Source organism: Streptomyces sp. NPDC000348 (assembly GCF_042898795.1).
In the GTDB taxonomy this organism is placed as follows: domain Bacteria; phylum Actinomycetota; class Actinomycetes; order Streptomycetales; family Streptomycetaceae; genus Streptomyces.
In genome coordinates this window covers 187,101-207,697 of sequence record NZ_JBIAZD010000010.1, presented here as the reverse complement: position 1 = coordinate 207,697, position 20,597 = coordinate 187,101, and the positions used below count along the sequence as shown (strand labels likewise).

Sequence of the window (20,597 nt, the reverse complement as noted above, 5' to 3'; positions counted from 1 at the left end):
GCGGCGGGAGCCTCGGCCGGCTCGGCCACGGTGTCAGCCACCGGCCCTGTCCAGCGCCGACTGGAGCGACTGCCGGTACCCCGCGCTCGTGTAGGTGGCCCCCGACACCGCGTCGATCTCCGCGCTCTGTGCCGCGACGGCCGCCCGGTTGAGCTGCGGCACGGCCTCGGAGGTGATCCGGTCGCTCTGCCCGCCCCGGGGCGCCTGCACCGCCTCGGCCCCGGTGATCTTCCCGCCGCCGACGGTGATCCGCACCTGTACCGGCCCGTACTGCGTCTGCGCCACGTCCCCGGTGACGGTCCGCGCCTGCGCGCTCCCGGAGTTCCCGCCGTTCCCCGGCCCGGAGGACTCCGGGGACCCGGCCGCCCGCGCCTTGTCCAGCGCCGACTGGAGCGACTTCCTGTAGCCGGAACTGGTGTAGGTGGCCCCCGACACCGCGTCGATCTCCGCGCTCTGTGCCGCGACGGCCGCCCGGTTGAGCTGCGGCACGGCCTCGGAGGTGATCCGGTCGCTCTGCCCGCCCCGGGGCGCCTGCACCGCCTCGGCCTTGGTGATCTTCCCGCCGCTCACCGTCAGCCGGACCTGCACCGCGCCGTACTGGGTCCGCGCCGCGTCACCGGTGACGGTGCCGTTCCCGATGGACTGGGCGCCGCCCTGCGGCGACCGGGCCGCCGCGGGCGGGGCCGCGCCGCCGGCCGCGGCGGCCGAGCCGGGGTCGGACGCCGGCTTGAGCGACAGCAGCAGCACGATGCCGGACACGGTGGCGGCGGTCGCGAGCACGGCACGCCGGACGGGGTGACTCTTCCTCATCGTTTCCCTGGCTCCTGATCGGTGTGGATGACCCGTCGCTCACATCTCGAACGACTCGTGATGGATACGGCGCGCGGGGACCCCGGCGCCGCGCAGTGCGTCGTACACCGACTGCGCGAACCCGGGCGGCCCGCACATGAACACGTCGTGGCGGTCGATGTCCGGGATCTTCCGCCGCAGGCTCTCCGCAGAGATGTCGGGGCGCTCCCCGTGGGGACTGTTCACCGCGTACATCAGCCGGGCGCCCCGCTCCTCGGCGATCTTGGCCAGCTCGCCCCACAGCGCCAGGTCCTGCGTGCTGTTCGCCCGGTACAGCAGCGTGATGTCACCGGAGGCGCCGGGCAGCGTCTCGAACAGCGCCCGCATCGGGGTGATCCCCACCCCGCCCGCGACCAGCAGCACCTTGCCCCGGCTGCGGCGCTGCGCGGTCAGCGCCCCGTACGGGCCCTCCGCCCACACCCGCGTGCCGGGTTCCAGCTCGCGCAGCCGGGAGCTGTGGTCACCGATCGCCTTCACCGTGATCCGCAGCATCTCGGGGCGGGGCGCCGCCGACAGCGAGTACGGGTGGGAGCTGAAGCGCATCCCGGGCGCCAGGAACCGCCAGCGGAAGAACTGCCCGGCCTCCGCCCCCATCCGGTGCAGCCTGCGCCCGCGGATCAGCACGGACACGATGCCCGGCGTCTCCTCGACGACCGCCTCGACCCGCATCCGGTGCCGCATGTTGAGCCGCACCGGGGTGATGATCCGGTACCACAGGACCAGCGCGGTCACGACGCCGTACAGCCCGTACCAGAAGGTCTTCGCGGCCGGCTCGACGGCGAACTCGTTGCCGGTGGTGATCTGGTGCCAGAACGTCAGGAAGACCGCCGCGTACGTCAGCAGGTGCACGTGGTACCAGCCGTCGTACGGCAGCCGGCGCCGGACCGGGCCGATGGAGAGGAAGGCGATGACGAACAGCAGACCGGTGCCGACGGCGGCCTTGCCCATGTCCGGCAGCGTGTTGACGGAGGTGATCGTCTGCTGCACGATGTCGCCGAGGCTCCTGCCCGCCTGGCGGGCGTAGCCCCACATGATCAGGAAGACGTGGGCGAGGACCAGGTTGACGGTGTAGCGGCCGCTCATCGCGTGCCAGCGGGCGACCCGGTCCGAGCCCACCCGGCGCTCCAGCGCGGGTACCCGCGCCATCTGGAGCACCACCAGGGCCATCAGGTAGCCGGCGAGCAGACCGGTGATCCGGCCCGCGGCGACGATCCTCCCGGTGGTGTCCGCGATGGACGGTGTGCTGGTCCACCACAACCACAGCACGGCCACCGCGCCCGCACCGACGGCGAGCAGCAACGGCACGGCGGGGGAGCGGCGCGGACGGATGCGGCGCATCGTCTGGCGGCGGGCGGCACGGCCGCCGGCGAGCGTGGTGGTCACGGTTCCTCCGTGGGACTCGGCCCTTGGCCCACAGGTACGTGCCGTCACGCCGGAGCGTTCAGCGGGGATCCCGGTTCGGCGGCGGGTGATCGTCGCCCGCCCCGCGTCCCGAGGCGGGCGGGCGCGGAACCGGCCGTCACCCGGCGGCCGTCCTTCCGGTCCCACCGGGTGACCGTGCCGGACGTCGAGCCGGTGCCCGGCGCCACCGCGGTGGCCGTCCTGGCACCGCCCCCGGTGCCCGCCGTCCGGCCCGGCGGGGGCGGCGCCCGGGCGCACGGCTCAGACGGTGGAGGGGGGCAGCGGCAACGGCAGCCCGGGCAGTCCGTCCAGGCTGGTCGCGATGTACTCCTTCTTGGCGAAGTACGCGTCGAGCGAGGCGTCGTCCTCCCGCGCGAACCGCTTCCCGTGCAGGTCCCGGTCGCTCTCGTACGCCATGAAGGGCACCGCGTATCCGCAGGTGTCCCGGATCAGTTCGGCCGTCACGACGATGACGGCGCGCAGGCCGTGGACCGAGGGGTCGATGTCCGGGAAGCGGGTGAGCAGTTCCCCGAAGCGGGGGTCGTCCCGGAAGACGGGCTCGCCGCGGCCGTGCACGCGCACGATGTTCGGCGGACCCTGGAAGGCGCACCACATCAGGGTGATCCGGCCGTTCTCGCGCAGATGGGCGATGGTCTCGGCGTTGGAGCCGGCGAAGTCGAGGTAGGCGACGGTGAGTTCGTCGAGGACCGCGAAGGACCCCCTGAGCCCTTTGGGCGAGAGGTTGACCGTGCCGTCGGCGGACAGCGGGGCGGTGGCGGTGAAGAAGACCGGCTGTTCCTCGATGAAGGTGCGGAGGCGGCCGTCGATGCGCTCGTAGCTCTTTCCCATGTCCAACGATTATGGGGTCAGGTCTTTCGCCTGTCTAAGGAATTGCCGGACGGCCGGGGAAACCGTGGCCGCCCCGGCCGGCGCTTGTACGGGGCGGCCACGGCGCCTGTCACCTCACTTGGTGAGCGTGCAGGCGGCCAGGGAGTCCAGTCCGGAGGGGCGTTCGGCGGTGCGGCCGATGGCGGTGGCGATGCGGTTGACGGCGGCGACGCGCTTGTCCTTCAGGGGGCCGAGGATGGCGTTCCGGACGAAGTCGGGTCCGCCCTGTCCGACGGTGTCGGCCAGTCGCCGGTTGGCTTCGGCGATCTGCCGGTCGAGGTCGCCGAGGTTGCGTTCGACCTCGGCCTGCGCGGAGGCGGGGACCGCGGGCAGTTCGGGTGCCACGTCCGGGCAGGAGATCGTGCCCGGTCCCGCTAGCGTCCGGGCGTTCGCGTCGCCGCCGTCCCCGGACGACTCGCCGGCGAGGGCGGAGCCGGCGATCACCGCACCGGACAGCGCCAGCGCGGCGGCGCCGCCGATGAAGCCGACGCGGCGCTTGTGGTACTTCGGAAGGGCCCTGGACATGCGGATGCCTCACTCGGGTCGGGGTGTCACGGGTGTCTGCCGTGGTGTTCGGATCGGTCCGACGCGGCGCCTGCGTCCGGCGACAAGTACGCGAAAGCGGTTTCCGGTGTTCAACCCGGCCGCGGATCCACCGCAGATTGACGATTCATGCGGACTACTGCATACTCATGCATGTCAGCGAATGCACTGTGAGGAGAAACCCGTGACCGAGCGCGTCGTACTCGCCTACTCAGGCGGTCTGGACACCTCCGTCGCCATCGGCTGGATCGCCGAGGAGACGGGCGCCGAGGTCATCGCCGTTGCGGTCGACGTCGGCCAGGGCGGCGAGGACCTGGACGTCATCCGCAAGCGCGCCCTCGCCTGCGGTGCCGTCGAGGCCGAGGTCGCGGACGCCAAGGACGAGTTCGCCGAGGAGTACTGCCTCCCGGCGATCAAGGCCAACGCCCTCTACATGGACCGCTACCCGCTGGTCTCCGCGCTGTCCCGGCCGACGATCGTCAAGCACCTCGTCGCCGCCGCGCAGAAGCACGGCGCCACCACCGTCGCCCACGGCTGCACCGGCAAGGGCAACGACCAGGTCCGCTTCGAGGCCGGCATCGTCGCCCTCGCCCCCGACCTGAAGTGCATCGCCCCGGTCCGCGACTACGCCATGACCCGCGACAAGGCCATCGCCTTCTGCGAGGCCAAGGGCCTGCCCATCGCGACCACCAAGAAGTCGCCGTACTCCATCGACCAGAACGTCTTCGGGCGCGCCGTCGAGACCGGTTTCCTCGAGGACATCTGGAACGCGCCGATCGAGGACGTCTACGAGTACACGCAGAACCCCGCCCTGCCGCGTGAGCCCGACGAGGTGGTCATCACCTTCAAGGAGGGCGTCCCGGTCGCCGTCGACGGCAAGCCCGTCACCGTGCTCCAGGCCATCCAGCAGCTCAACGAGCGCGCCGGCGCCCAGGGCATCGGCCGGATCGACATGGTCGAGGACCGCCTCGTCGGCATCAAGTCCCGCGAGGTGTACGAGGCCCCCGGCGCGATCGCCCTGATCACCGCCCACCAGGAGCTGGAGAACGTCACCGTCGAGCGCGAGCTCGCCCGCTACAAGCGCCAGGTCGAGCAGCGCTGGGGCGAACTGGTCTACGACGGCCAGTGGTTCTCCCCGCTCAAGCGCGCCCTGGACGGCTTCATCACCGAGGCCAACCAGCACGTCAACGGCGACATCCGGATGACCCTGCACGGCGGCCGCGCCGTCGTCACCGGCCGGCGCTCCGAGTCGTCGCTGTACGACTTCAACCTGGCCACGTACGACACGGGCGACACCTTCGACCAGGCGGCGGCCAAGGGCTTCATCGACATCTACAGCCTGTCGTCGAAGATCGCGGCGAAGCGGGACCTGGCGTAGCCGGTACCGCCCGGCACCCCCTCACACGCACCAGCCCGACAGCCGCCTCCTCACTCACGGGTGGGGAGGCGGCGGCACATCCGGAACCTCCGAGGAGCACCAAGTGAGCAGCAACAGCGGTGACGTACGGCTCTGGGGCGGCCGTTTCGCCGACGGTCCCGCCGAGGCCCTGGCGAAGCTGTCCGCGTCCGTCCACTTCGACTGGCGGCTCGCGCCCTACGACATCGCCGGCTCGCGTGCCCACGCGCGCGTGCTGCACGCGGCGGGACTGCTCACCGAGGACGAGCTGACCCGGATGCTCGCCGGCCTCGACCGGCTGGAAGCCGACGTGGCGTCGGGCGACTTCACCGGCACCATCGCCGACGAGGACGTACACACCGCCCTGGAGCGCGGCCTGCTGGAGCGCCTCGGCCCCGACCTCGGCGGCAAGCTGCGCGCCGGCCGGTCCCGCAACGACCAGGTGGCGACCCTGTTCCGCATGTACCTGCGGGACCACGCCCGCACCATCGGCGGTCTGATCGCCGACCTCCAGGACGCGCTGACCGGCCTCGCCGAGGCCCACCCGGACGTGGCCATGCCGGGCCGCACCCACCTCCAGCACGCCCAGCCGGTGCTCTTCGCCCACCACGTCCTCGCGCACGTCCAGGCCCTGTCCCGGGACGCCGAGCGGCTGCGCCAGTGGGACGAGCGCACGGCGGTGTCCCCGTACGGCTCGGGCGCGCTCGCCGGTTCCTCCCTCGGCCTGGACCCCGAGGCGGTGGCGAAGGACCTCGGCTTCGAGCACGGCAGCGCGGCCAACTCCATCGACGGCACGGCCTCCCGGGACTTCGTCGCCGAGTTCGCCTTCATCACCGCGATGATCGGCGTGAACGTCTCCCGGATCGCCGAGGAGATCATCATCTGGAACACGAAGGAGTTCTCCTTCGTGACCCTGCACGACGCCTTCTCCACCGGCTCGTCGATCATGCCGCAGAAGAAGAACCCGGACATCGCCGAGCTGGCGCGCGGCAAGTCGGGCCGTCTCATCGGCAACCTGACCGGCCTGATGGCCACGCTCAAGGCCCTGCCGCTCGCGTACAACCGCGACCTCCAGGAGGACAAGGAGCCGGTCTTCGACTCCATCGACCAGCTGGAGGTCCTGCTCCCGGCCTTCACCGGCATGATGGCCACCCTCACCGTGCACCGCGAGCGCATGGAGGAACTGGCCCCGGCCGGCTTCTCCCTCGCCACCGACATCGCCGAGTGGCTGGTCAAGCAGGGCGTCCCCTTCCGCGTCGCCCACGAGGTGGCCGGCGAGTGCGTCAAGGTCGCCGAGTCCGAGGGCAAGGAACTGGACGAACTGACCGACGAACAGTTCGCGAGGATCTCCGCCCACCTGACCCCCGAGGTCCGGTCGGTCCTCAACGTCCCCGGCGCCCTCGCCTCCCGCGACGGCAGGGGCGGCACGGCCCCGAGCGCGGTCGCGGTCCAGCTGGCGGAGGCGAAGGCGAACGTGGCGGCCCAGCACGAGTGGGCGACGGCGAAGAAGCGGTAGGGCGGCGTCCCCGGGGACGCGGGGCTTCGCGGCGGAGCCGCGCGGGCGCGACGCGCCACGGACACCCCGCACCCGCCGGACGACCGGACGCACCGTGCTCCTGGGCGGAGCCGGGCCCACCGCGGGTTACGTTGGTCGGGAACCACACCGGACCCGACCGACGGAGCCCGCGATGCCCTTCGCCCGGCTGGCGACAGCGACCACCCCCACCTGCCACATCGGCCTCGGCCTCGCCGCCGTCGGCCGCCCCGGCTACATCAACCTCGGCCGGGACGACGACCTCGGAGCGGACCGCGGCGTCGAGGCGCTGCGCACCCGTACGCGCGAACTCCTCGACGCCGCCTACGCCCAGGGCGTCCGCTACTTCGACGCCGCCCGCTCCTACGGCCGCTCCGAGGAGTTCCTCGCCGACTGGCTGAAGGCCCGCCCCGACGTCGACGACGTCGTCATCGGCAGCAAATGGGGCTACACCTACACCGCCGACTGGTCCACCGACGCCGAGCGGCACGAGGTCAAGGACCACTCCCTCGCGGCGTACGAGCGTCAGCGCGTCGAGACCGAGGAACTGCTCGGCGACCGGCTCGACCTCTACCAGATCCACTCGGTGACCCCCGAGAGCCCCGCCCTCACCGACAAGGAACTGCACGCCCGGCTCGCGGAGGCGGCGGGCCGGGGCCTCACCGTCGGCTTCTCCACCAGCGGCCCGGCCCAGGCCGACGCCATCCGCGCCGCCCTCGCCGTCACGGTCGACGGCGAACCCCTCTTCCGTACCGTCCAGTCGACGTACAACGCCCTGGAGACCTCCGCCGGGCCCGCGCTCGCCGAGGCCCGTGACGCCGGGCTCACCGTGATCGTCAAGGAGGGCATGGCCAACGGCCGGCTCGCCGCCGCCAACGCCCCCAAGGAGCTGCGGGCCGTCGCCGAGGAGACCGGCCTGGGCCCCGACGCCGTCGCCCTCGCGGTGGTCCTGCGGCAGCCGTGGGCCGGAGTGGTCCTCTCCGGCGCGGCCACCACCGCCCAGCTCGCCTCCAACCTGCACGCCGCCGTCGTCGACCTCACCGACGACCAGCTGTCCCGCCTCGCCGTCCTGGCCGAGGAGCCGGCGGCCTACTGGGCGCGGCGCGGGCAGCTCCCCTGGCACTGAGCGGCCGGCCCTCCCGCACGCGACAGCCATGAGACCCGTACGCCCCAGGTGAGACACTCATGTCTCATCTGGGGTATGTTCGTCTCATGGCTGTCGATCGTGACCATGTACTGCGCAGCGCCGCCGCCCTGCTGACCCGTAGATCCACCGCGACCATGGACGAGGTCGCCAAGGCCGCCGGGATCAGCCGCGCCACGCTGCACCGGCACTTCGCCGGGCGGGACGCCCTGGTCCGGGCGCTGGAGGCGCTCGGGATCGCCGAGTGCGAGGCCGCCCTGACCGCGGCCCGGCCCGACGAAGGACCCGCCGCCGACGCCGTGCGCCGCCTGGTCGCCGGGATCGAACCGCACGCCCCGCTGCTTGCCTTCCTCTACAGCGAGAACCAGCTGTTCGAGGGCGAGGAGCAGAACGAGGGCTGGGCCGCGATCGACGAGCGCGTCGCCGCGCTGTTCCGGCGCGGCCAGGCGAGCGGGGAGTTCCGCATCGACCTCACCCCGGCCTGGCTCACCGAGGCGCTCTACGGGCTGCTCGCCTCCGCCGCCTGGGCGGTGGCCGAGGGCCGGGTCGCCCCCAAGGACTTCACCCACATGATCGTCGAGCTGCTGCTCGGCGGCGTACGGCGCCCGGAGGATCCGGCGCGGAGGAAGGAATCATGACCGGCGTCCTGCGGCCGGAGACCACGACCGGGACGGTGCGGCGGCCGGGCCGGTGGCTCGCGCTCTCCGTCCTCGTGCTCGCCGTGCTGCTGGTGGCCGTCGACGCGACCGTCCTCGGCCTGGCCACCCCGTACATCAGCGAGGACCTCGCCCCCACCGGTACCCAGTTGCTGTGGATCGGTGACGTCTACTCGTTCGTGATCGCCGGTCTGCTCGTCTCCATGGGCAGCCTCGGCGACCGCATCGGCCGCAAGCGGATCCTGCTCTGCGGCGCCACCGCGTTCGGCGCGATGTCCGTGCTCAACGCCTACGCGCACACGCCCGAGGTGCTGATCCTCGCGCGGGCCCTGCTCGGTGTCGCCGGCGCGACCCTGATGCCGGCCACCCTCGCCCTGATCCGCAACCTCTTCCACGACCCGCGCGAACGCAGCCTCGCCATCGGCATCTGGGGCGCGACCGCCTCCGCGGGCGCCGCCGTGGGACCGGTCCTCGGCGGCTTCCTCCTGGAACACTTCTGGTGGGGCTCGGTCTTCCTGATCAACCTGCCCGTGATGGCCGTCCTGGTGGCCGTCGGCGCCAAGCTGCTCCCCGAGTCCCGCACCCCGGCCCCCGGCCCCCGGGACCTGACCAGTGTCGTCCTGTCCCTGGCCGGCATGGTCGGCGTCGTGTACGCGGTGAAGGAGACCGCGAGCCACGGCTTCACCCGGTCCGCCGCGGCCGCCGGGCTGCTGGGCGCGGCCGCCCTGTACGGCTTCGTACGCCGTCAGCTCACCCTTCCCGTCCCGCTGCTGGACATGCGGCTGTTCCGCCACCGCGGGTTCAGCGGAGCCGTGCTCGCCGATCTGCTGACCATCCTCGGCCTGTCCGGGCTGGTGTTCTTCCTCTCGCAGTACCTGCAACTCGTTCAGGGCAGGCCTCCGTTGGAGGCAGGGCTGGCCGAACTGCCCGCCGCGATCGGCGCGGTGGCGGCCGGACTGCTCGCCGGCCGGGCCGCCCGGCGCCACTCGGTGCGCTCGGTCGTCGCCGGGGGACTGGCGGCCGTCGGTCTCGCCCTGGCCGTGCTGACGGTCATCGGACAGTCCACCGGCTACCCCCTGCTCGGGGCGGCGCTGCTGGTGGTCGGCCTGGGCGCCGGTTTCTCCTTCACGGTGACCGCCGACGTGATCCTCTCCAGCGTGCCCAAGGAGCAGGCGGGCGCGGCCTCCGCCGTCTCCGAGACGGCGTACGAACTCGGCGCGGCCCTCGGCATCGCCGTGCTCGGCTCCGTCGTCACCGGTGTCTACCGCGGCTTCACCGGCCCGGCGGGCACCCCGGCCGAGGCGCACGAGTCACTGGGCGGCGCGCTGGAAGCGGCGTCCGCACTGCCCGCGCACACCGCCGGGCCCATGCTGGACGCGGCCCGGCAGGCATTCGTCGACGGCCTCGCCCTGGCGGCGGGCACCGGAGCGACGGTCCTGCTGGCGGCGGCGGCAGCGGCGTGGTTCATGCTCCGGGGCCAGCGCCTGGACGACCGGCCCTAGAAGTGCGAGGGCCGGGTGGCCGACGGCTGGACGGCCGGCCCGAGGGGCGCGGGGCCGTTCCCCTGCGCGGCTCCGCCGCGTGGACGCGACCAGCCGCATCCGATCCGCGACTCCGGCCACCCACCAGCCTTGTTCCGGGCCGGCCGGCGTCCGGCGTTACGCCGCCTTCGCCTTGCTGGCGTACATGTCGACGTACTCCTGCCCGGACAGCCGCATCACCTCGGTCATCACCGAGTCGGTGACCGCACGCAGCACGTACCGGTCACGGCCCATGCCGTCGTACCGGGAGAACTCCATCGCCGCACCGAAACGGACCGTCACCTTGCCCGGCCGGGGCAGGCCCGCGCCGCCCGGCTGGAGCTTGTCCGTGCCGATCATGGCGAACGGCACGACGGGCGCGCCGGTCATCAGGGTGAGCCGGGCGATGCCGGTGCGGCCCCGGTACAGCCGGCCGTCGGGGGAGCGGGTGCCCTCCGGGTAGATGCCGAAGACCCTGCCCTCCTCCAGCACCCGGCGCCCGGTCATCAGCGCCGCCACCCCGCCCCGGCCGCCGTCGCGGTCGACCGGGATCATGCCGACCCCGGTGAAGAACCACGCCATCAGCCGGCCCTTGAGGCCCTTGCCGGTGACGTACTCGTCCTTGCCGATGAAGACGACCTGACGGTCGCAGACGAGCGGCAGGATCATCGAGTCGATGAAGGTCAGATGGTTGCCGGCCAGGATGACGGGACCGTCGCCCGGGATGTTCTCCGCGCCCTCCACCTGTGGGCGGAACATCAGGCGCATGATCGGACCGAGCACTGCCTTGATGAGCGCGAAGCGGGACAACGGGCCCTCCGGTGGGAAACGGACGTCGGTTCATGCCGTATGAGTCTGTGCAGGTGAGGACATTACTCGCGGCCCGGGGGGTTGCGCACATCGGGCTCGGCGGAGTTCACCGAGGTCTTACTCACTCTTGACCCGGGTTCACCTGCGGTGGCCCGCCCGTCTCCGGCGCGCAACACGGCGGTCACGCGGTGACGGAAACCGCCCGCACCCGCACGAGGCGCGGGTGCCCCGGTCCGGGCGGTCCAACCGGACGAGCCGTCACATCCCGGCCGGAATACGACAGGCGTACGTCATCCGTATGAGGGGCGTGTGCCACGCGACGTCACCCGTGTGTTCGGCCCGGGGTCTCCCGTGCGTCATCCGCGCGCGCCTACGATCGCCCCGCACCGGACGAGCCGACGGCAGGAGAGGGTCCTCATGGGAACGCGGGAGTCGAACGAACGGGCGGGCGGAACCGGACGGCGGGCCCTCCTCGGCGCGGCGGTGCTCGGCGCGTCCGGAACGGTCCTGGGAACGGGGGGCACCGCGAGAGCCGCCGACGCCCGGCACGGCGGCGGCCGGGGGCTGAAGAGCCTGCCCGTCCCCACCGTCGTGGGTCACCGCGGGGCCAGCGGCCACCGGCCCGAGCACACCCTCGGCGCCTACCAGCTCGCCCTCGACATGGGCGCGGACGTCGTCGAGGCCGGCGACCTCGTCCCCACCCGGGACGGTCACCTCGTCTGCCGGCACGAGCCGGAGATCGGCGGCACCACGGACGTCGCCGACCACCCCGAGTTCGCCGGCCGCCGGACCACCAAGACGCTGGACGGCGCCTCCGTCACCGGCTGGTTCACCGAGGACTTCACCCTCGCCGAACTGAAGCGACTGCGCGCCGTGGAGCGGATCCCCGCCAACCGCCCGCACAACACCCTCTACGACGGCCGCTGGGAGATCCCCACCTTCGAGGAGGTGCTGCGCTGGCAGGACGAGCAGACCCGCAAGCGCGGCAAGCAGGTCTGGATCTACCCCGAGACCAAGCACCCCACCTACTTCCGCGGCCTCGGCCTCGGCCTGGAGGAGCGGGTGGCGAAGCTGCTGCGCGCCCACGGCAAGGACCGCCGGAACTCGCCGGTCATCCTGCAGTCGTTCGAGCCGACCGGCATCCAGCGGCTGCGCCGGCTCGTGGACAACCCGCTCGTGGTGCTCCTGTCCGGCGCGAACAGCCGCCCCTGGGACTTCGTCGAGTCCGGCGACCCGCGCACCGTCGCCGACCTCATCACCCCCGAGGGCCTGAAGGAGATCGCCTCCTACGCCCAGGGCATCGGCCCCACCCTCGACCTGGTCATCCCGCGCGACGCGGCCGGCCGGCTCACCGAGCCGACGACCCTGGTCCGCGACGCGCACCGGGCGGGCCTGATCCTGCACCCCTACACCCTGCGCAACGAGAATCCCTTCCTGCCCGCCGACTTCCGCAAGGGCACCGACCCCGACGCCTACGGCGACGTCTTCGGCGCCTACCGGGCGTACTTCGCCACCGGCATCGACGGTGTCTTCACCGACCACCCGGACACCGGACTGCTGGCCCGCGAGGACTTCGTCAACGACTGACCCGCTCCGCCCCTTCAGGGATGATTTCGGGCCGTTCCGGGCAACCCCGCCCGGGGCGGCCGAGTCGTTGCGCGTATGACACACGAGCCGGTCACGGCGCACGAACTGGTCGTCTCCCTGCGTCCGCTGCTCACCGCGGAGGCCGCCGCCGAGGCGCCCGGCTCCGGGACCGAGCCGGGCGATCTGGAACAGGCGGTGTGGCTCCGCCTCCTGGAACGCCTCGACACCTGCGGTCCGCCGCCCGACCCCCCGGGCTGGCTCCGCCGGGCCGTCCGCACGGAGGCCCGCCGCACCCGCCGCAGGGCCCGCCGGGAAACGGCGTTGACCGGCGACCCCGCCGGCGCCGGCCACCACGATCCCGAAGGTCTCGCACTCGCCGCCGCCCGCCGCCGCGCCCTGCGGGACGCCGCACGGCGGCTGCCCGGCCGCTGCCCGGAGCTGATGGAGGCGCTGCTCTCCCCGCGCGACCCGACATACCGGGAGATCGCGGGGGAGTTGGGTATCTCACAGGGCAGTCTCGGCCCGGAACGTTCCAGATGCCTGGGATGTCTGCGTCGTTTGCTCACACAGGAGGTTGCGGCGTGCTGAGGACGGGGATAGGAGTGGGGGACGACAGATGATCAGGTGAGCGGGAGGCATGCGCACATGGGCATGAGCGTGACCATCTCTGCGGCGGCCGAGCAGGACGCGGAGCAGATCTTCAGGTTGCAGTACCTGTGCTTCCAGAGCGAGGCGGCGCTCTACGGCAACTACCGCATCGACCCGCTCGTCCAGACCCTCGACTCGGTCCGCGAGGAGGTCGCCGCCGACTGCGTCTTCGTCGCCCGCCTCGGCGACGAGATCGTCGGCTCGGTGCACGGCAGGATCACCGAGGAGGGCGCCGCGGCGATCGGCAAGCTCTGCGTCCACCCCCGCCTCCAGGGACACGGCATCGGTGCGCGTCTCCTCCGCGCCGCGGAGGCCGCCCTGGCCGGCGAGCGCGGCGCCAGGACCTTCCGCCTGCACGCCGGGCACCGCAGCGAGAGCAACCTGCGGCTGTACAGCAAGGTCGGCTACCAGCGGGTGGGCACGTCCCGGGGCGCCGACGGCGTACCGATGATCGTCCTGGAGAAGCAGGCGCAGGCCTACGCGACGACCGCCTGATCAGGACGCGCGCTGCTGCCCTGGCCGTGCCCTGCGCAGCCAGTACACGGCCGTGAGGGGCAGCAGCACCGGGATGAAGAGGTACCCCATCCCATAGTCCGACCACACGGTGGCGTCGGGGAACGCGGACGGTTCCACCAGCGTCCAGGTCCCCACGGTCAGTACGCCCACGAGCTCGGCGGCGCAGCACGCCAGCGCCGCCTTGCGGGCCGTCTCCCCGCCGCGCACCAGGGTGTAGGTGATGAAGCCGTAGACCACGCCGGCCGCCGCCGACAGCGAGTAGGCGAGCGGCGCCCGGTCGAACTCGGTGGCGATCTGGTACGCGGAGCGCGACACCGCGCCGACGACCATCACCCCGTACAGCCACACCAGCAGCAGTCCGGGGCCGCCGATCAGCCGCGTCCGGTCCGGCCCGTTCTGCGTCGCGGCCATCTCAGCCTCCCCAGATGTCATGGAGCCGCACCTCGAGCACGGCCAGCACGACACCGCTCGCGGCGACCGTCAGCGACCCCCAGCGGGAGCGCTCGCCCAGCGACATGAAGCCGGCCGCCGGGACGCACGCGAACGCGCCGAGCAGATAGGCCACGAAGACCGTCGTGCCCTGCTCCGGCTTCTCGCCCCGGGCCAGCTGCACGATCCCGACGATCAGCTGCACCAGCGCCAGCAGCGTGACCACGGCCATCCCGATGAAGTGCCAGTCCTTCGTCGGCTGGTCACGATAGGCGGCCCACCCGCACCAGGCGCCGAGCAGCAACGCGGCGACACCGGTCACCACCGTCAGGGCATCAAGCATGCCAGCGACCTTATTACGCCGGAGAACCCCCGGTGTCCCCGCCCCCGGGGGCGTCGGGCCCGGGGTCCTCAGGGACCGGCCCGGCGGCGGCCGCCCACCTGCGGATCCGCGCGTGCGCGCCCGCCTCGGGCGCCGGTTCCGGCGTGTACACCGGGCCCGGGGCGGTCTCGATCAGGTGGGCCATCGTCCAGGCGAGCCCGTAGCAGTCGTCCGGCCCGAAGCACCCGGCCAGGGCCTCCGCCTCGGCGAGGGTCAGCGGGCGCGGCATCGCCTCGAGCTGCCGCGCCCTGCGGTCGATCTCCTCTTCCTCCCCGTCCTCCTGGTCGGGCAGCGGTCCGTCCGCCACGAAGGCGCTCACCTCGGGTCTCATGCCGTGATGATCGCCACGGCCGGGGGATCCGGCAAGGTCCGGCGGGCCCGTAAGGTCGATGGCATGACCATCCATGCGCAGGCCCTGCTGTTCGACAACGACGGAACCCTTGTCTCCTCCCTCGACTCCGTGAACCGCTGCTGGACGCGGTGGGCCGCCGAGTACGGGATCACGGCCGAGGAGTTCGGGCGGGTCGAGCTGCACGGGCGGCCGGCCGCCGAGATAGCCGCCGACCTGCTGCCCGCCCACGTCGTGCCGGAGGCCGTCGCACGGATCGAGGACCTGGAGGTGGAGGACGTACCCCATGGCGGTGTGCACCTGCTGCCCGGGACCAGGGATTTCCTCGCCGCGCTGCCCGCCGAGCGCTGGGCCGTCGTCACCTCCGCCACCCGGCGCCTCGCCGAGGCCCGCCTGGAGGCCGTCGGCATCCTGCCCAAGACCCTGATCGCCGCCGACGACATCACCCGCGGCAAGCCCGACCCCGAGCCCTATCTCCTCGCCGCCCGCACCCTCGGTGTCGACCCCGCGCACTGCGTCGTCTTCGAGGACGCCCCGGCCGGGCTCCAGGCCGGCCGCGCCGCCGGCATGACCACCGTGGCCTTGGCCACAACCCACCGGGCCCACGAGCTGACCGCCGACCTCGTCGTCGAGGACCTCTCGGCCCTGTCCGCACTGGTCACCGACGGGGGAGTGGAGATCTCCGCACGTCCCTGACGCACGTCCGGCGCCGCCCCGCCACCGTCCACGGCTGTCCAGCATGCGGACAGCCGTGTTCGGTCAGGAGCAAACGTCTGTTTTACTGATCGCATGACCACGACGAGCGACCGCAGCCCTGCGACCGAGGCGCCCCTGACGCCCGGTGCTCGTTGTGCGTGTCGGTGCCGAATGTGCGCCTTCTAGAGGGCCCCCGCACCATCTGAGCCTCGCGCCCCGAAGCGAGAGCCGGCTCCCGTCCGCCCGGACGCCCCGCAGGCGCGACCGAGCCACGCCCCGCGCGCACGTTTCTCCACGGACTCCTTCGCCACACCCGCGAGAGCCGTGCCGCCCCGCTGCTTCCGACCCTGAATGCCCCGTGCCCGGCGCCCACGACGTGCCGCGCACTCGACAGTGACGGATACCCACGTGATCACCACTTCGGGCCTCACCAAGGTCTACCGCTCACGCGGCCGCGAGGTCACCGCCCTCGACGGTGTCGACCTGCACGTCCGCGAGGGCGAGGTCTACGGCGTCATCGGCCAGTCCGGCGCCGGCAAGTCCTCCCTCATCCGCTGCGTCAACCTGCTCGAACGCCCGACCTCGGGCACCGTGACCGTGGCCGGCCGGGACCTCACCGCGCTCGCCGGCCGCGGACCCAGGGCCGGCAAGGAGCTGCGGCAGGCGCGCAGCCGTATCGGCATGGTCTTCCAGCACTTCAACCTGCTGTCCTCGCGCACCGTGCAGGACAACGTCGAACTGCCGCTGGAAATCCTCGGGAAGTCGGGGAAGGAACGTTCCCGCAAGGCGCTGGAACTGCTCGACCTGGTCGGCCTCGCCGACAAGGCCAAGGCATACCCCGCCCAGCTCTCCGGCGGCCAGAAGCAGCGCGTCGGCATCGCCCGCGCCCTCACCGGCGACCCCAAGGTGCTGCTCTCCGACGAGGCCACCAGCGCCCTCGACCCGGAGACCACCCGCTCGATCCTGCACCTCCTGCGCGACCTGAACCGCCGGCTCGGCCTCACCGTCCTGCTCATCACCCACGAGATGGACGTCGTGAAGTCGATCTGCGACTCGGCCGCCCTCATGGAGAACGGCCGCATCGTCGAGTCCGGCACGGTCACCGAACTCCTCGCCACCCCCGGCTCCGAACTGGCCTCCGCGCTGTTCCCGGTCGGCGGCGAGGCCACCGGCGACGACCGCACCGTCCTCGACGTCACCTTCCACGGCGAGAGCGCGACCCGGCCGGTCATCTCCCAGCTCTCGCGCACCTACAACATCGACATATCGATCCTCGGCGCGGCCATCGACACCGTCGGCGGCCTCCAGGTCGGCCGGATGCGCATCGAACTGCCCGGCCGCTACGAGGACAACGTCGTGCCCGTCGGCTTCCTGCGCGAGCAGGGCCTCCAGATCGACGTCGTGAACCGGGACCAGCCCGCGCTGGTGAAGGAGGGGGCCAAGTGACCTGGTCCGAGATGCAGCCGCTGCTCGAACAGGCCTGTACCGAGACGCTGATCATGGTCGGCTGGTCCACCCTGATCGCCGTCGTCGGCGGCCTTCCGCTGGGCATCCTGCTCGTCCTCACCGACAAGGGCGGACTGCTGCAGAACACCCTGGTGAACAAGGTCATCGGACAGATCGTGAACATCGGCCGCTCGCTGCCGTTCATCATCCTCATGGTCGCCCTGATGAACTTCACCCGCTGGGTCACCGGCACCACCATCGGCAGCGAGGCCGCCATCGTGCCGCTCGCCATCGGCGGCATCCCCTTCTTCGCCCGTCTCGTCGAAACCGCCGTGCGCGAAGTCGACCACGGGCTGGTCGAGGCCGTGCAGGCCATGGGCGGCAACACCTGGACGATCGTCCGCAAGGTCCTCGTCCCCGAGGCGCTGCCCTCGCTGATCGCCAGCACCACCACCACGGTCATCGCCCTCATCGGCTACTCGGCCATGGCCGGCACCGTCGGCGGCGGCGGACTCGGCGACCTCGCCGTCCGCTACGGCTACCAGCGCTTCGAGACCGGTCTGATGTGGATCACCGTCGCGATCCTCGCCGTGGTCATCTCGCTCATCCAGTTCGCCGGCGACCACGCGGCCCGTGCCCTGCACAGCCGCGGCGGCCGCTCCGGCCCCTCGCCCAGGCTCCGGTTCCTCAAGGCCGGGAAGCCCGCCGCGGCCGACATCAGCAAGGTCGCGTAACCCCCCCCGAAGACCCCCCGTAATACCCGAGACGGGGCCGCACCACCCAAGGAAAGGCACTTTTCGTGCGTAACACCGCCAAGATCACCACCGCCGTCCTCGCCGCCGGAGCCCTCACCCTCGGGCTCACCGCCTGCGGTTCGGACAAGGAAGCCGCCTCCGACACCTCCGGCCCGCTGGTCGTCGCCGCGAGCCCCGTGCCGCACGCCGAGATCCTCACCTTCGTCAAGGACAACCTGGCGGAGAAGGCCGGCCTCGACCTCGAGGTCAAGGAGTTCACCGACTACGTCACGCCGAACACGGCGACCGAGGACGGCTCCGTCGGCGCCAACTTCTTCCAGACCCAGCCCTACCTCGACGACTTCAACAAGAAGAACGGCACCCACATCGTGTCCGTCGTCGACGTGCACCTGGAGCCGCTCGGCCTCTACTCCCACAAGGTGAAGAAGGCCGACGAGCTGAAGAGCGGCGCGACGATCGCCCTTCCCAACGACACCGTCAACGAGGGCCGCGCCCTGCAGCTGCTCGCCGCCAACGGGCTCCTCACCCTCAAGGACGGCGTCGGCACCGCGGCGACCCCCGCCGACATCACCGAGAACCCGAAGAAGCTCACGTTCAAGGAGCTGGAGGCGGCCCAGACCCCGCGCTCCCTGGACGACGTCGACGCCGCGGTGGTCAACGGCAACTACGCCATCGAGGCCGACCTCAAGCCCGCCGAGGACGCCCTCGTCCTGGAGACCGCCGAGGGCAACCCGAACAACAACCTCCTCGCCGTCAAGGAGGGCCAGGAGGACGACCCGCGCGTGAAGAAGCTCGCGAAGCTCCTCACCTCCCCCGAGGTGAAGAAGTTCATCGAGGACAAGTACGCCGGTTCCGTCCTCGCCTCCTTCTGATCCGGCCCCGCACCACCCATGGGGTCCACTCCGTCACAAGGGGTGGACCCCGTGGTGCGGTTCGGTGCTTTCATGCTGCATGCTGGGCAGTTCAGCAGCACCCGACGGTCTCTCAGGTTACGGAGCGGCGCATGACGAGCACCTTCCCCAACATCTCCATCAGCACGGAGCGGTTGGTGCTGCGTCCCCTCGAGACGGACGACGTCCCCGCCCTCGCCGAGATGATGAACGACGAGCAGGTCGCCGCCTGGACCGACGTCCCCCGGCCCTTCACCGAAGAGGACGCCCGCACCTGGATCGCCGAGTACGCCCCCGCCGAACGCGTGGCCGGACACGGACTCGACCTCGCCGTCACCGAGTTCCTCACCCAGCGCCTGGTCGGCGTCGTCCGGCTCACCAGGACCAACTGGCACGTGCGGTCCACCGAGATGTCCTACATCGTCGCCCCCTGGGCGCGCGGCGAGGGCTACGCCTCCGAGGCCGCGCTCGCCACCGCGCAGTGGCTCTTCGGCGACCAGAAGTTCGAACGCGTCGAACTGCGCACCGCCGCCGACAACACCGCCTCGCAGCAGGTCGCCCAGAAGATCGGCTGCATCAGCGAGGGCGTGCTGCGGGGCGCCTGCATAGCCCACGTCCGCACCGAGGACGGCGGCTGGAGCGACGTGCGCACCGACTTCATCGTGTGGAGCCTGCTGCCCGAGGACATCGAGGGCGCGGACGGACAGCTGACCGACACCGGCGAGTTCACCCGGTACACGGACTGGAACTGACTTTCGCACGGGGCACCGGCGACACGGTCCCCGGCCGCACCGGGTAGTCTCACGGAGCCCGCCCCGTGGCGGGACAGCCGACGACGACCTGCGCAAACCCCAGGAGACTGACGACGATGGCCGACCGGGTCACGGTGATCGGCTGGGACGGTTCGCCGCTGACCGACGCGGCCCGCGCCGCGCTGGGTGCCGCCACGCTGGTGGCCGGCGCCGCCCACCATCTGGCACTCCCCGAGGTGCCCCCCGGCGCCGAGCGCGTCCGGCTCGGCTCCGTCGCCCTCGCCGCCCGCCGCGTCGCCGCCCACCGCGGCACCGCGGTCGTCCTCGCCGACGGCGACCCCGGCTTCTTCGGCGTCGTACGGGCCCTGCGCGCACCCGAGTTCGGCCTCGAGGTCGAGGTGGTCCCCGGTGTCTCCTCCGTCGCCGCCGCGTTCGCCCGTGCCGGAATGCCCTGGGACGATGCCCACGTGGTCGTCGCACACCCGCGCACCCTGCGACGCGCGGTGAACGTATGCCGGGCCCACACCAAGGTGGCGGTTCTCACCTCACCCGGCGCCGGTCCCGCCGAGCTGGGCCTGCTCATGGAGGGGGTCCACCGCACCTTCGTCATCTGCGAGGAACTCGGCACCGAGCGCGAGCAGGTCAGCGTGGTCACCTCCGACAAGGCCGCCGACCACACCTGGCGCGACCCCAATGTCGTCATCGTCGTCGGCGGCCGGGCCGGCGCCGGTGAGTCCGGCGGCTGGATCGCCGGACGCGACCCCTCCACCGGCCCCCGCGGCTGGTCACTGCCCGCCGGGGAGTACGGCGGCGACCTCGGCGAGGGCGAGCGGGAACCGCTGCGCGTCTCCCAGCTCGCCCGGCTCGGACCGCGGGTCGGCGACCTGGTCTGGGACATCGGCTGCGGAAGCGGTGCCTTCGCCACCGAGGCGGCCCGCGCGGGTGCCGCGGTCATCGCCGTCGACAGCGACCCGCGCGCCTGCGCCCGCACCGATTCCACCGCCCGCCGGTACGGGGTCCAGCTCCAGATCGTGCACGGCACCGCCCCGCACGTCCTGGAGGACCTCCCCGAGCCGGACGTCGTCCGGGTCGGAGGCGGGGGAGCGGGCGTCGTCTCCGCGGTCGCCGACCGTCGTCCGCAGCGCATCGTCACGCACGCCGCCACCCGCGACGGGGCCGAACTCATCGGCCGGAACCTGGCCGAGCACGGCTACCGGGTCGAGTGCGCCCTGCTGCAGTCCGTCGAACTCGACACGAGGGCCTGGACGGAGAAGGAACGGAGCGTCGCGTTCCTGCTCAGCGGGGTGCTGCCCGCGCGCGGCGACTGATCCGATTGCCGTCCCCGTGATCGGATTGTCCGACCGTGGGGGGTAGGCTGGCCGATCGTTGTACCGCACCCGGACGCC

Annotated in this window: 22 protein-coding genes; 14 read left to right on the top strand and 8 right to left on the bottom strand. The window is 72.2% G+C overall.

Features of this window, described 5'->3' with window-relative positions:
* Positions 1 to 33: 33 nt before the first annotated feature.
* The 4 genes from ACFY3N_RS21380 to ACFY3N_RS21365 form a co-directional block, all read right to left on the bottom strand.
* Positions 34 to 810 (bottom strand): FMN-binding protein, encoded by a 777-nt coding sequence (locus tag ACFY3N_RS21380; RefSeq protein ID WP_390818268.1) that lies wholly within the window; start codon positions 808 to 810, stop codon positions 34 to 36.
* Positions 811 to 849: 39 nt separating this feature from the next.
* Positions 850 to 2,232: a ferric reductase-like transmembrane domain-containing protein gene (locus tag ACFY3N_RS21375; protein WP_390818267.1), complete on the bottom strand. Its 1,383-nt coding sequence runs from the start codon at positions 2,230 to 2,232 to the stop codon at positions 850 to 852.
* A 279-nt stretch (positions 2,233 to 2,511) separates the two neighbouring features.
* On the bottom strand, positions 2,512 to 3,099 hold the full coding sequence (locus tag ACFY3N_RS21370; RefSeq protein WP_390818266.1) for a pyridoxamine 5'-phosphate oxidase family protein: 588 nt from the start codon (positions 3,097 to 3,099) through the stop codon (positions 2,512 to 2,514).
* Between the two features lie 114 nt (positions 3,100 to 3,213).
* A complete protein-coding gene (locus tag ACFY3N_RS21365; RefSeq protein ID WP_390818265.1) occupies positions 3,214 to 3,663 on the bottom strand; it encodes a hypothetical protein in 450 nt (149 codons plus the stop codon).
* A 202-nt stretch (positions 3,664 to 3,865) separates the two neighbouring features.
* On the opposite strand from ACFY3N_RS21365, the gene ACFY3N_RS21360 reads away from it, so the two are divergent.
* From ACFY3N_RS21360 to ACFY3N_RS21340, 5 genes are all read left to right on the top strand, one after another.
* Complete coding sequence (locus ACFY3N_RS21360; RefSeq protein ID WP_390818264.1) at positions 3,866 to 5,059, top strand: argininosuccinate synthase; 1,194 nt, start codon at positions 3,866 to 3,868, stop codon at positions 5,057 to 5,059.
* 103 nt (positions 5,060 to 5,162) lie between these two features.
* Positions 5,163 to 6,593 (top strand): argininosuccinate lyase, encoded by a 1,431-nt coding sequence (gene argH, locus ACFY3N_RS21355; protein ID WP_390818263.1) that lies wholly within the window; start codon positions 5,163 to 5,165, stop codon positions 6,591 to 6,593.
* Between the two features lie 172 nt (positions 6,594 to 6,765).
* A complete protein-coding gene (locus tag ACFY3N_RS21350; protein ID WP_390818262.1) occupies positions 6,766 to 7,737 on the top strand; it encodes an aldo/keto reductase in 972 nt (323 codons plus the stop codon).
* A gap of 86 nt (positions 7,738 to 7,823) precedes the next feature.
* Positions 7,824 to 8,393, top strand: coding sequence for a TetR/AcrR family transcriptional regulator (locus tag ACFY3N_RS21345; RefSeq protein ID WP_390818261.1), 570 nt, complete (start codon positions 7,824 to 7,826; stop codon positions 8,391 to 8,393).
* Positions 8,390 to 9,913, top strand: coding sequence for an MFS transporter (locus tag ACFY3N_RS21340; protein WP_390818260.1), 1,524 nt, complete (start codon positions 8,390 to 8,392; stop codon positions 9,911 to 9,913). Before ACFY3N_RS21345 ends, ACFY3N_RS21340 begins: the two co-directional genes overlap by 4 nt.
* Before the next feature lie 156 nt (positions 9,914 to 10,069).
* Here ACFY3N_RS21340 and ACFY3N_RS21335 read toward each other — a convergent pair whose 3' ends face one another.
* Entirely contained in the window at positions 10,070 to 10,741 is a 672-nt protein-coding gene (locus ACFY3N_RS21335) for a lysophospholipid acyltransferase family protein (RefSeq protein WP_390818259.1), read from the bottom strand.
* A 417-nt stretch (positions 10,742 to 11,158) separates the two neighbouring features.
* Between ACFY3N_RS21335 and ACFY3N_RS21330 the strand changes: the two genes are divergently transcribed.
* From ACFY3N_RS21330 to ACFY3N_RS21320, 3 genes are all read left to right on the top strand, one after another.
* Positions 11,159 to 12,328, top strand: a complete 1,170-nt coding sequence (locus ACFY3N_RS21330) for a glycerophosphodiester phosphodiesterase (RefSeq protein WP_390818257.1) — start codon at positions 11,159 to 11,161, stop codon at positions 12,326 to 12,328.
* Between the two features lie 75 nt (positions 12,329 to 12,403).
* A complete protein-coding gene (locus tag ACFY3N_RS21325; RefSeq protein WP_390818256.1) occupies positions 12,404 to 12,916 on the top strand; it encodes a sigma-70 family RNA polymerase sigma factor in 513 nt (170 codons plus the stop codon).
* A 57-nt stretch (positions 12,917 to 12,973) separates the two neighbouring features.
* Complete coding sequence (locus tag ACFY3N_RS21320; protein WP_390818255.1) at positions 12,974 to 13,471, top strand: GNAT family N-acetyltransferase; 498 nt, start codon at positions 12,974 to 12,976, stop codon at positions 13,469 to 13,471.
* On the opposite strand, the gene ACFY3N_RS21315 is transcribed toward ACFY3N_RS21320, so the two are convergent.
* From ACFY3N_RS21315 to ACFY3N_RS21305, 3 genes are read right to left on the bottom strand one after another with little or no spacing between them, the layout of a single operon-like run.
* Positions 13,472 to 13,903, bottom strand: coding sequence for a hypothetical protein (locus ACFY3N_RS21315; protein ID WP_390818254.1), 432 nt, complete (start codon positions 13,901 to 13,903; stop codon positions 13,472 to 13,474).
* A 1-nt stretch (position 13,904) separates the two neighbouring features.
* Positions 13,905 to 14,264: a hypothetical protein gene (locus ACFY3N_RS21310; protein ID WP_390818253.1), complete on the bottom strand. Its 360-nt coding sequence runs from the start codon at positions 14,262 to 14,264 to the stop codon at positions 13,905 to 13,907.
* Between the two features lie 13 nt (positions 14,265 to 14,277).
* Positions 14,278 to 14,634: a hypothetical protein gene (locus tag ACFY3N_RS21305; RefSeq protein WP_390818252.1), complete on the bottom strand. Its 357-nt coding sequence runs from the start codon at positions 14,632 to 14,634 to the stop codon at positions 14,278 to 14,280.
* Positions 14,635 to 14,697: 63 nt separating this feature from the next.
* On the opposite strand from ACFY3N_RS21305, the gene ACFY3N_RS21300 reads away from it, so the two are divergent.
* From ACFY3N_RS21300 to cbiE, 6 genes are all read left to right on the top strand, one after another.
* Positions 14,698 to 15,348 carry an HAD family hydrolase gene (locus ACFY3N_RS21300; protein ID WP_390818251.1) on the top strand — a complete coding sequence of 217 codons (651 nt, stop codon included), beginning with the start codon at positions 14,698 to 14,700 and terminating at the stop codon, positions 15,346 to 15,348.
* A 408-nt stretch (positions 15,349 to 15,756) separates the two neighbouring features.
* A complete protein-coding gene (locus tag ACFY3N_RS21295; protein WP_390818250.1) occupies positions 15,757 to 16,794 on the top strand; it encodes a methionine ABC transporter ATP-binding protein in 1,038 nt (345 codons plus the stop codon).
* Positions 16,791 to 17,528: a methionine ABC transporter permease gene (locus ACFY3N_RS21290; RefSeq protein ID WP_390818249.1), complete on the top strand. Its 738-nt coding sequence runs from the start codon at positions 16,791 to 16,793 to the stop codon at positions 17,526 to 17,528. The genes ACFY3N_RS21295 and ACFY3N_RS21290 overlap by 4 nt, the downstream gene beginning before the upstream one ends.
* Before the next feature lie 65 nt (positions 17,529 to 17,593).
* Positions 17,594 to 18,421, top strand: coding sequence for a MetQ/NlpA family ABC transporter substrate-binding protein (locus ACFY3N_RS21285; RefSeq protein ID WP_390818248.1), 828 nt, complete (start codon positions 17,594 to 17,596; stop codon positions 18,419 to 18,421).
* A 131-nt stretch (positions 18,422 to 18,552) separates the two neighbouring features.
* Entirely contained in the window at positions 18,553 to 19,191 is a 639-nt protein-coding gene (locus tag ACFY3N_RS21280; protein ID WP_390818247.1) for a GNAT family N-acetyltransferase, read from the top strand.
* Positions 19,192 to 19,307: 116 nt separating this feature from the next.
* Positions 19,308 to 20,519, top strand: a complete 1,212-nt coding sequence (gene cbiE, locus ACFY3N_RS21275) for a precorrin-6y C5,15-methyltransferase (decarboxylating) subunit CbiE (protein WP_390818246.1) — start codon at positions 19,308 to 19,310, stop codon at positions 20,517 to 20,519.
* The last annotated feature ends 78 nt before the right edge of the window (positions 20,520 to 20,597 follow it).

Excerpts from the sequence above, each read along its gene's own strand:
- ACFY3N_RS21380 (WP_390818268.1), bottom strand. The coding sequence starts at position 810 with ATGAGGAAGAGTCACCCCGTCCGGCGTGCCGTGCTCGCGACCGCCGCC.
- ACFY3N_RS21370 (WP_390818266.1), bottom strand. The coding sequence starts at position 3,099 with ATGGGAAAGAGCTACGAGCGCATCGACGGCCGCCTCCGCACCTTCATC.
- ACFY3N_RS21365 (WP_390818265.1), bottom strand. The coding sequence starts at position 3,663 with ATGTCCAGGGCCCTTCCGAAGTACCACAAGCGCCGCGTCGGCTTCATC.
- ACFY3N_RS21350 (WP_390818262.1), top strand. The coding sequence starts at position 6,766 with ATGCCCTTCGCCCGGCTGGCGACAGCGACCACCCCCACCTGCCACATC.
- ACFY3N_RS21345 (WP_390818261.1), top strand. The coding sequence starts at position 7,824 with ATGGCTGTCGATCGTGACCATGTACTGCGCAGCGCCGCCGCCCTGCTG.
- ACFY3N_RS21340 (WP_390818260.1), top strand. The coding sequence starts at position 8,390 with ATGACCGGCGTCCTGCGGCCGGAGACCACGACCGGGACGGTGCGGCGG.
- ACFY3N_RS21330 (WP_390818257.1), top strand. The coding sequence starts at position 11,159 with ATGGGAACGCGGGAGTCGAACGAACGGGCGGGCGGAACCGGACGGCGG.
- ACFY3N_RS21325 (WP_390818256.1), top strand. The coding sequence starts at position 12,404 with ATGACACACGAGCCGGTCACGGCGCACGAACTGGTCGTCTCCCTGCGT.
- ACFY3N_RS21320 (WP_390818255.1), top strand. The coding sequence starts at position 12,974 with ATGGGCATGAGCGTGACCATCTCTGCGGCGGCCGAGCAGGACGCGGAG.
- ACFY3N_RS21315 (WP_390818254.1), bottom strand. The coding sequence starts at position 13,903 with ATGGCCGCGACGCAGAACGGGCCGGACCGGACGCGGCTGATCGGCGGC.
- ACFY3N_RS21310 (WP_390818253.1), bottom strand. The coding sequence starts at position 14,264 with ATGCTTGATGCCCTGACGGTGGTGACCGGTGTCGCCGCGTTGCTGCTC.
- ACFY3N_RS21305 (WP_390818252.1), bottom strand. The coding sequence starts at position 14,634 with ATGAGACCCGAGGTGAGCGCCTTCGTGGCGGACGGACCGCTGCCCGAC.
- ACFY3N_RS21300 (WP_390818251.1), top strand. The coding sequence starts at position 14,698 with ATGACCATCCATGCGCAGGCCCTGCTGTTCGACAACGACGGAACCCTT.
- ACFY3N_RS21280 (WP_390818247.1), top strand. The coding sequence starts at position 18,553 with ATGACGAGCACCTTCCCCAACATCTCCATCAGCACGGAGCGGTTGGTG.
- cbiE (WP_390818246.1), top strand. The coding sequence starts at position 19,308 with ATGGCCGACCGGGTCACGGTGATCGGCTGGGACGGTTCGCCGCTGACC.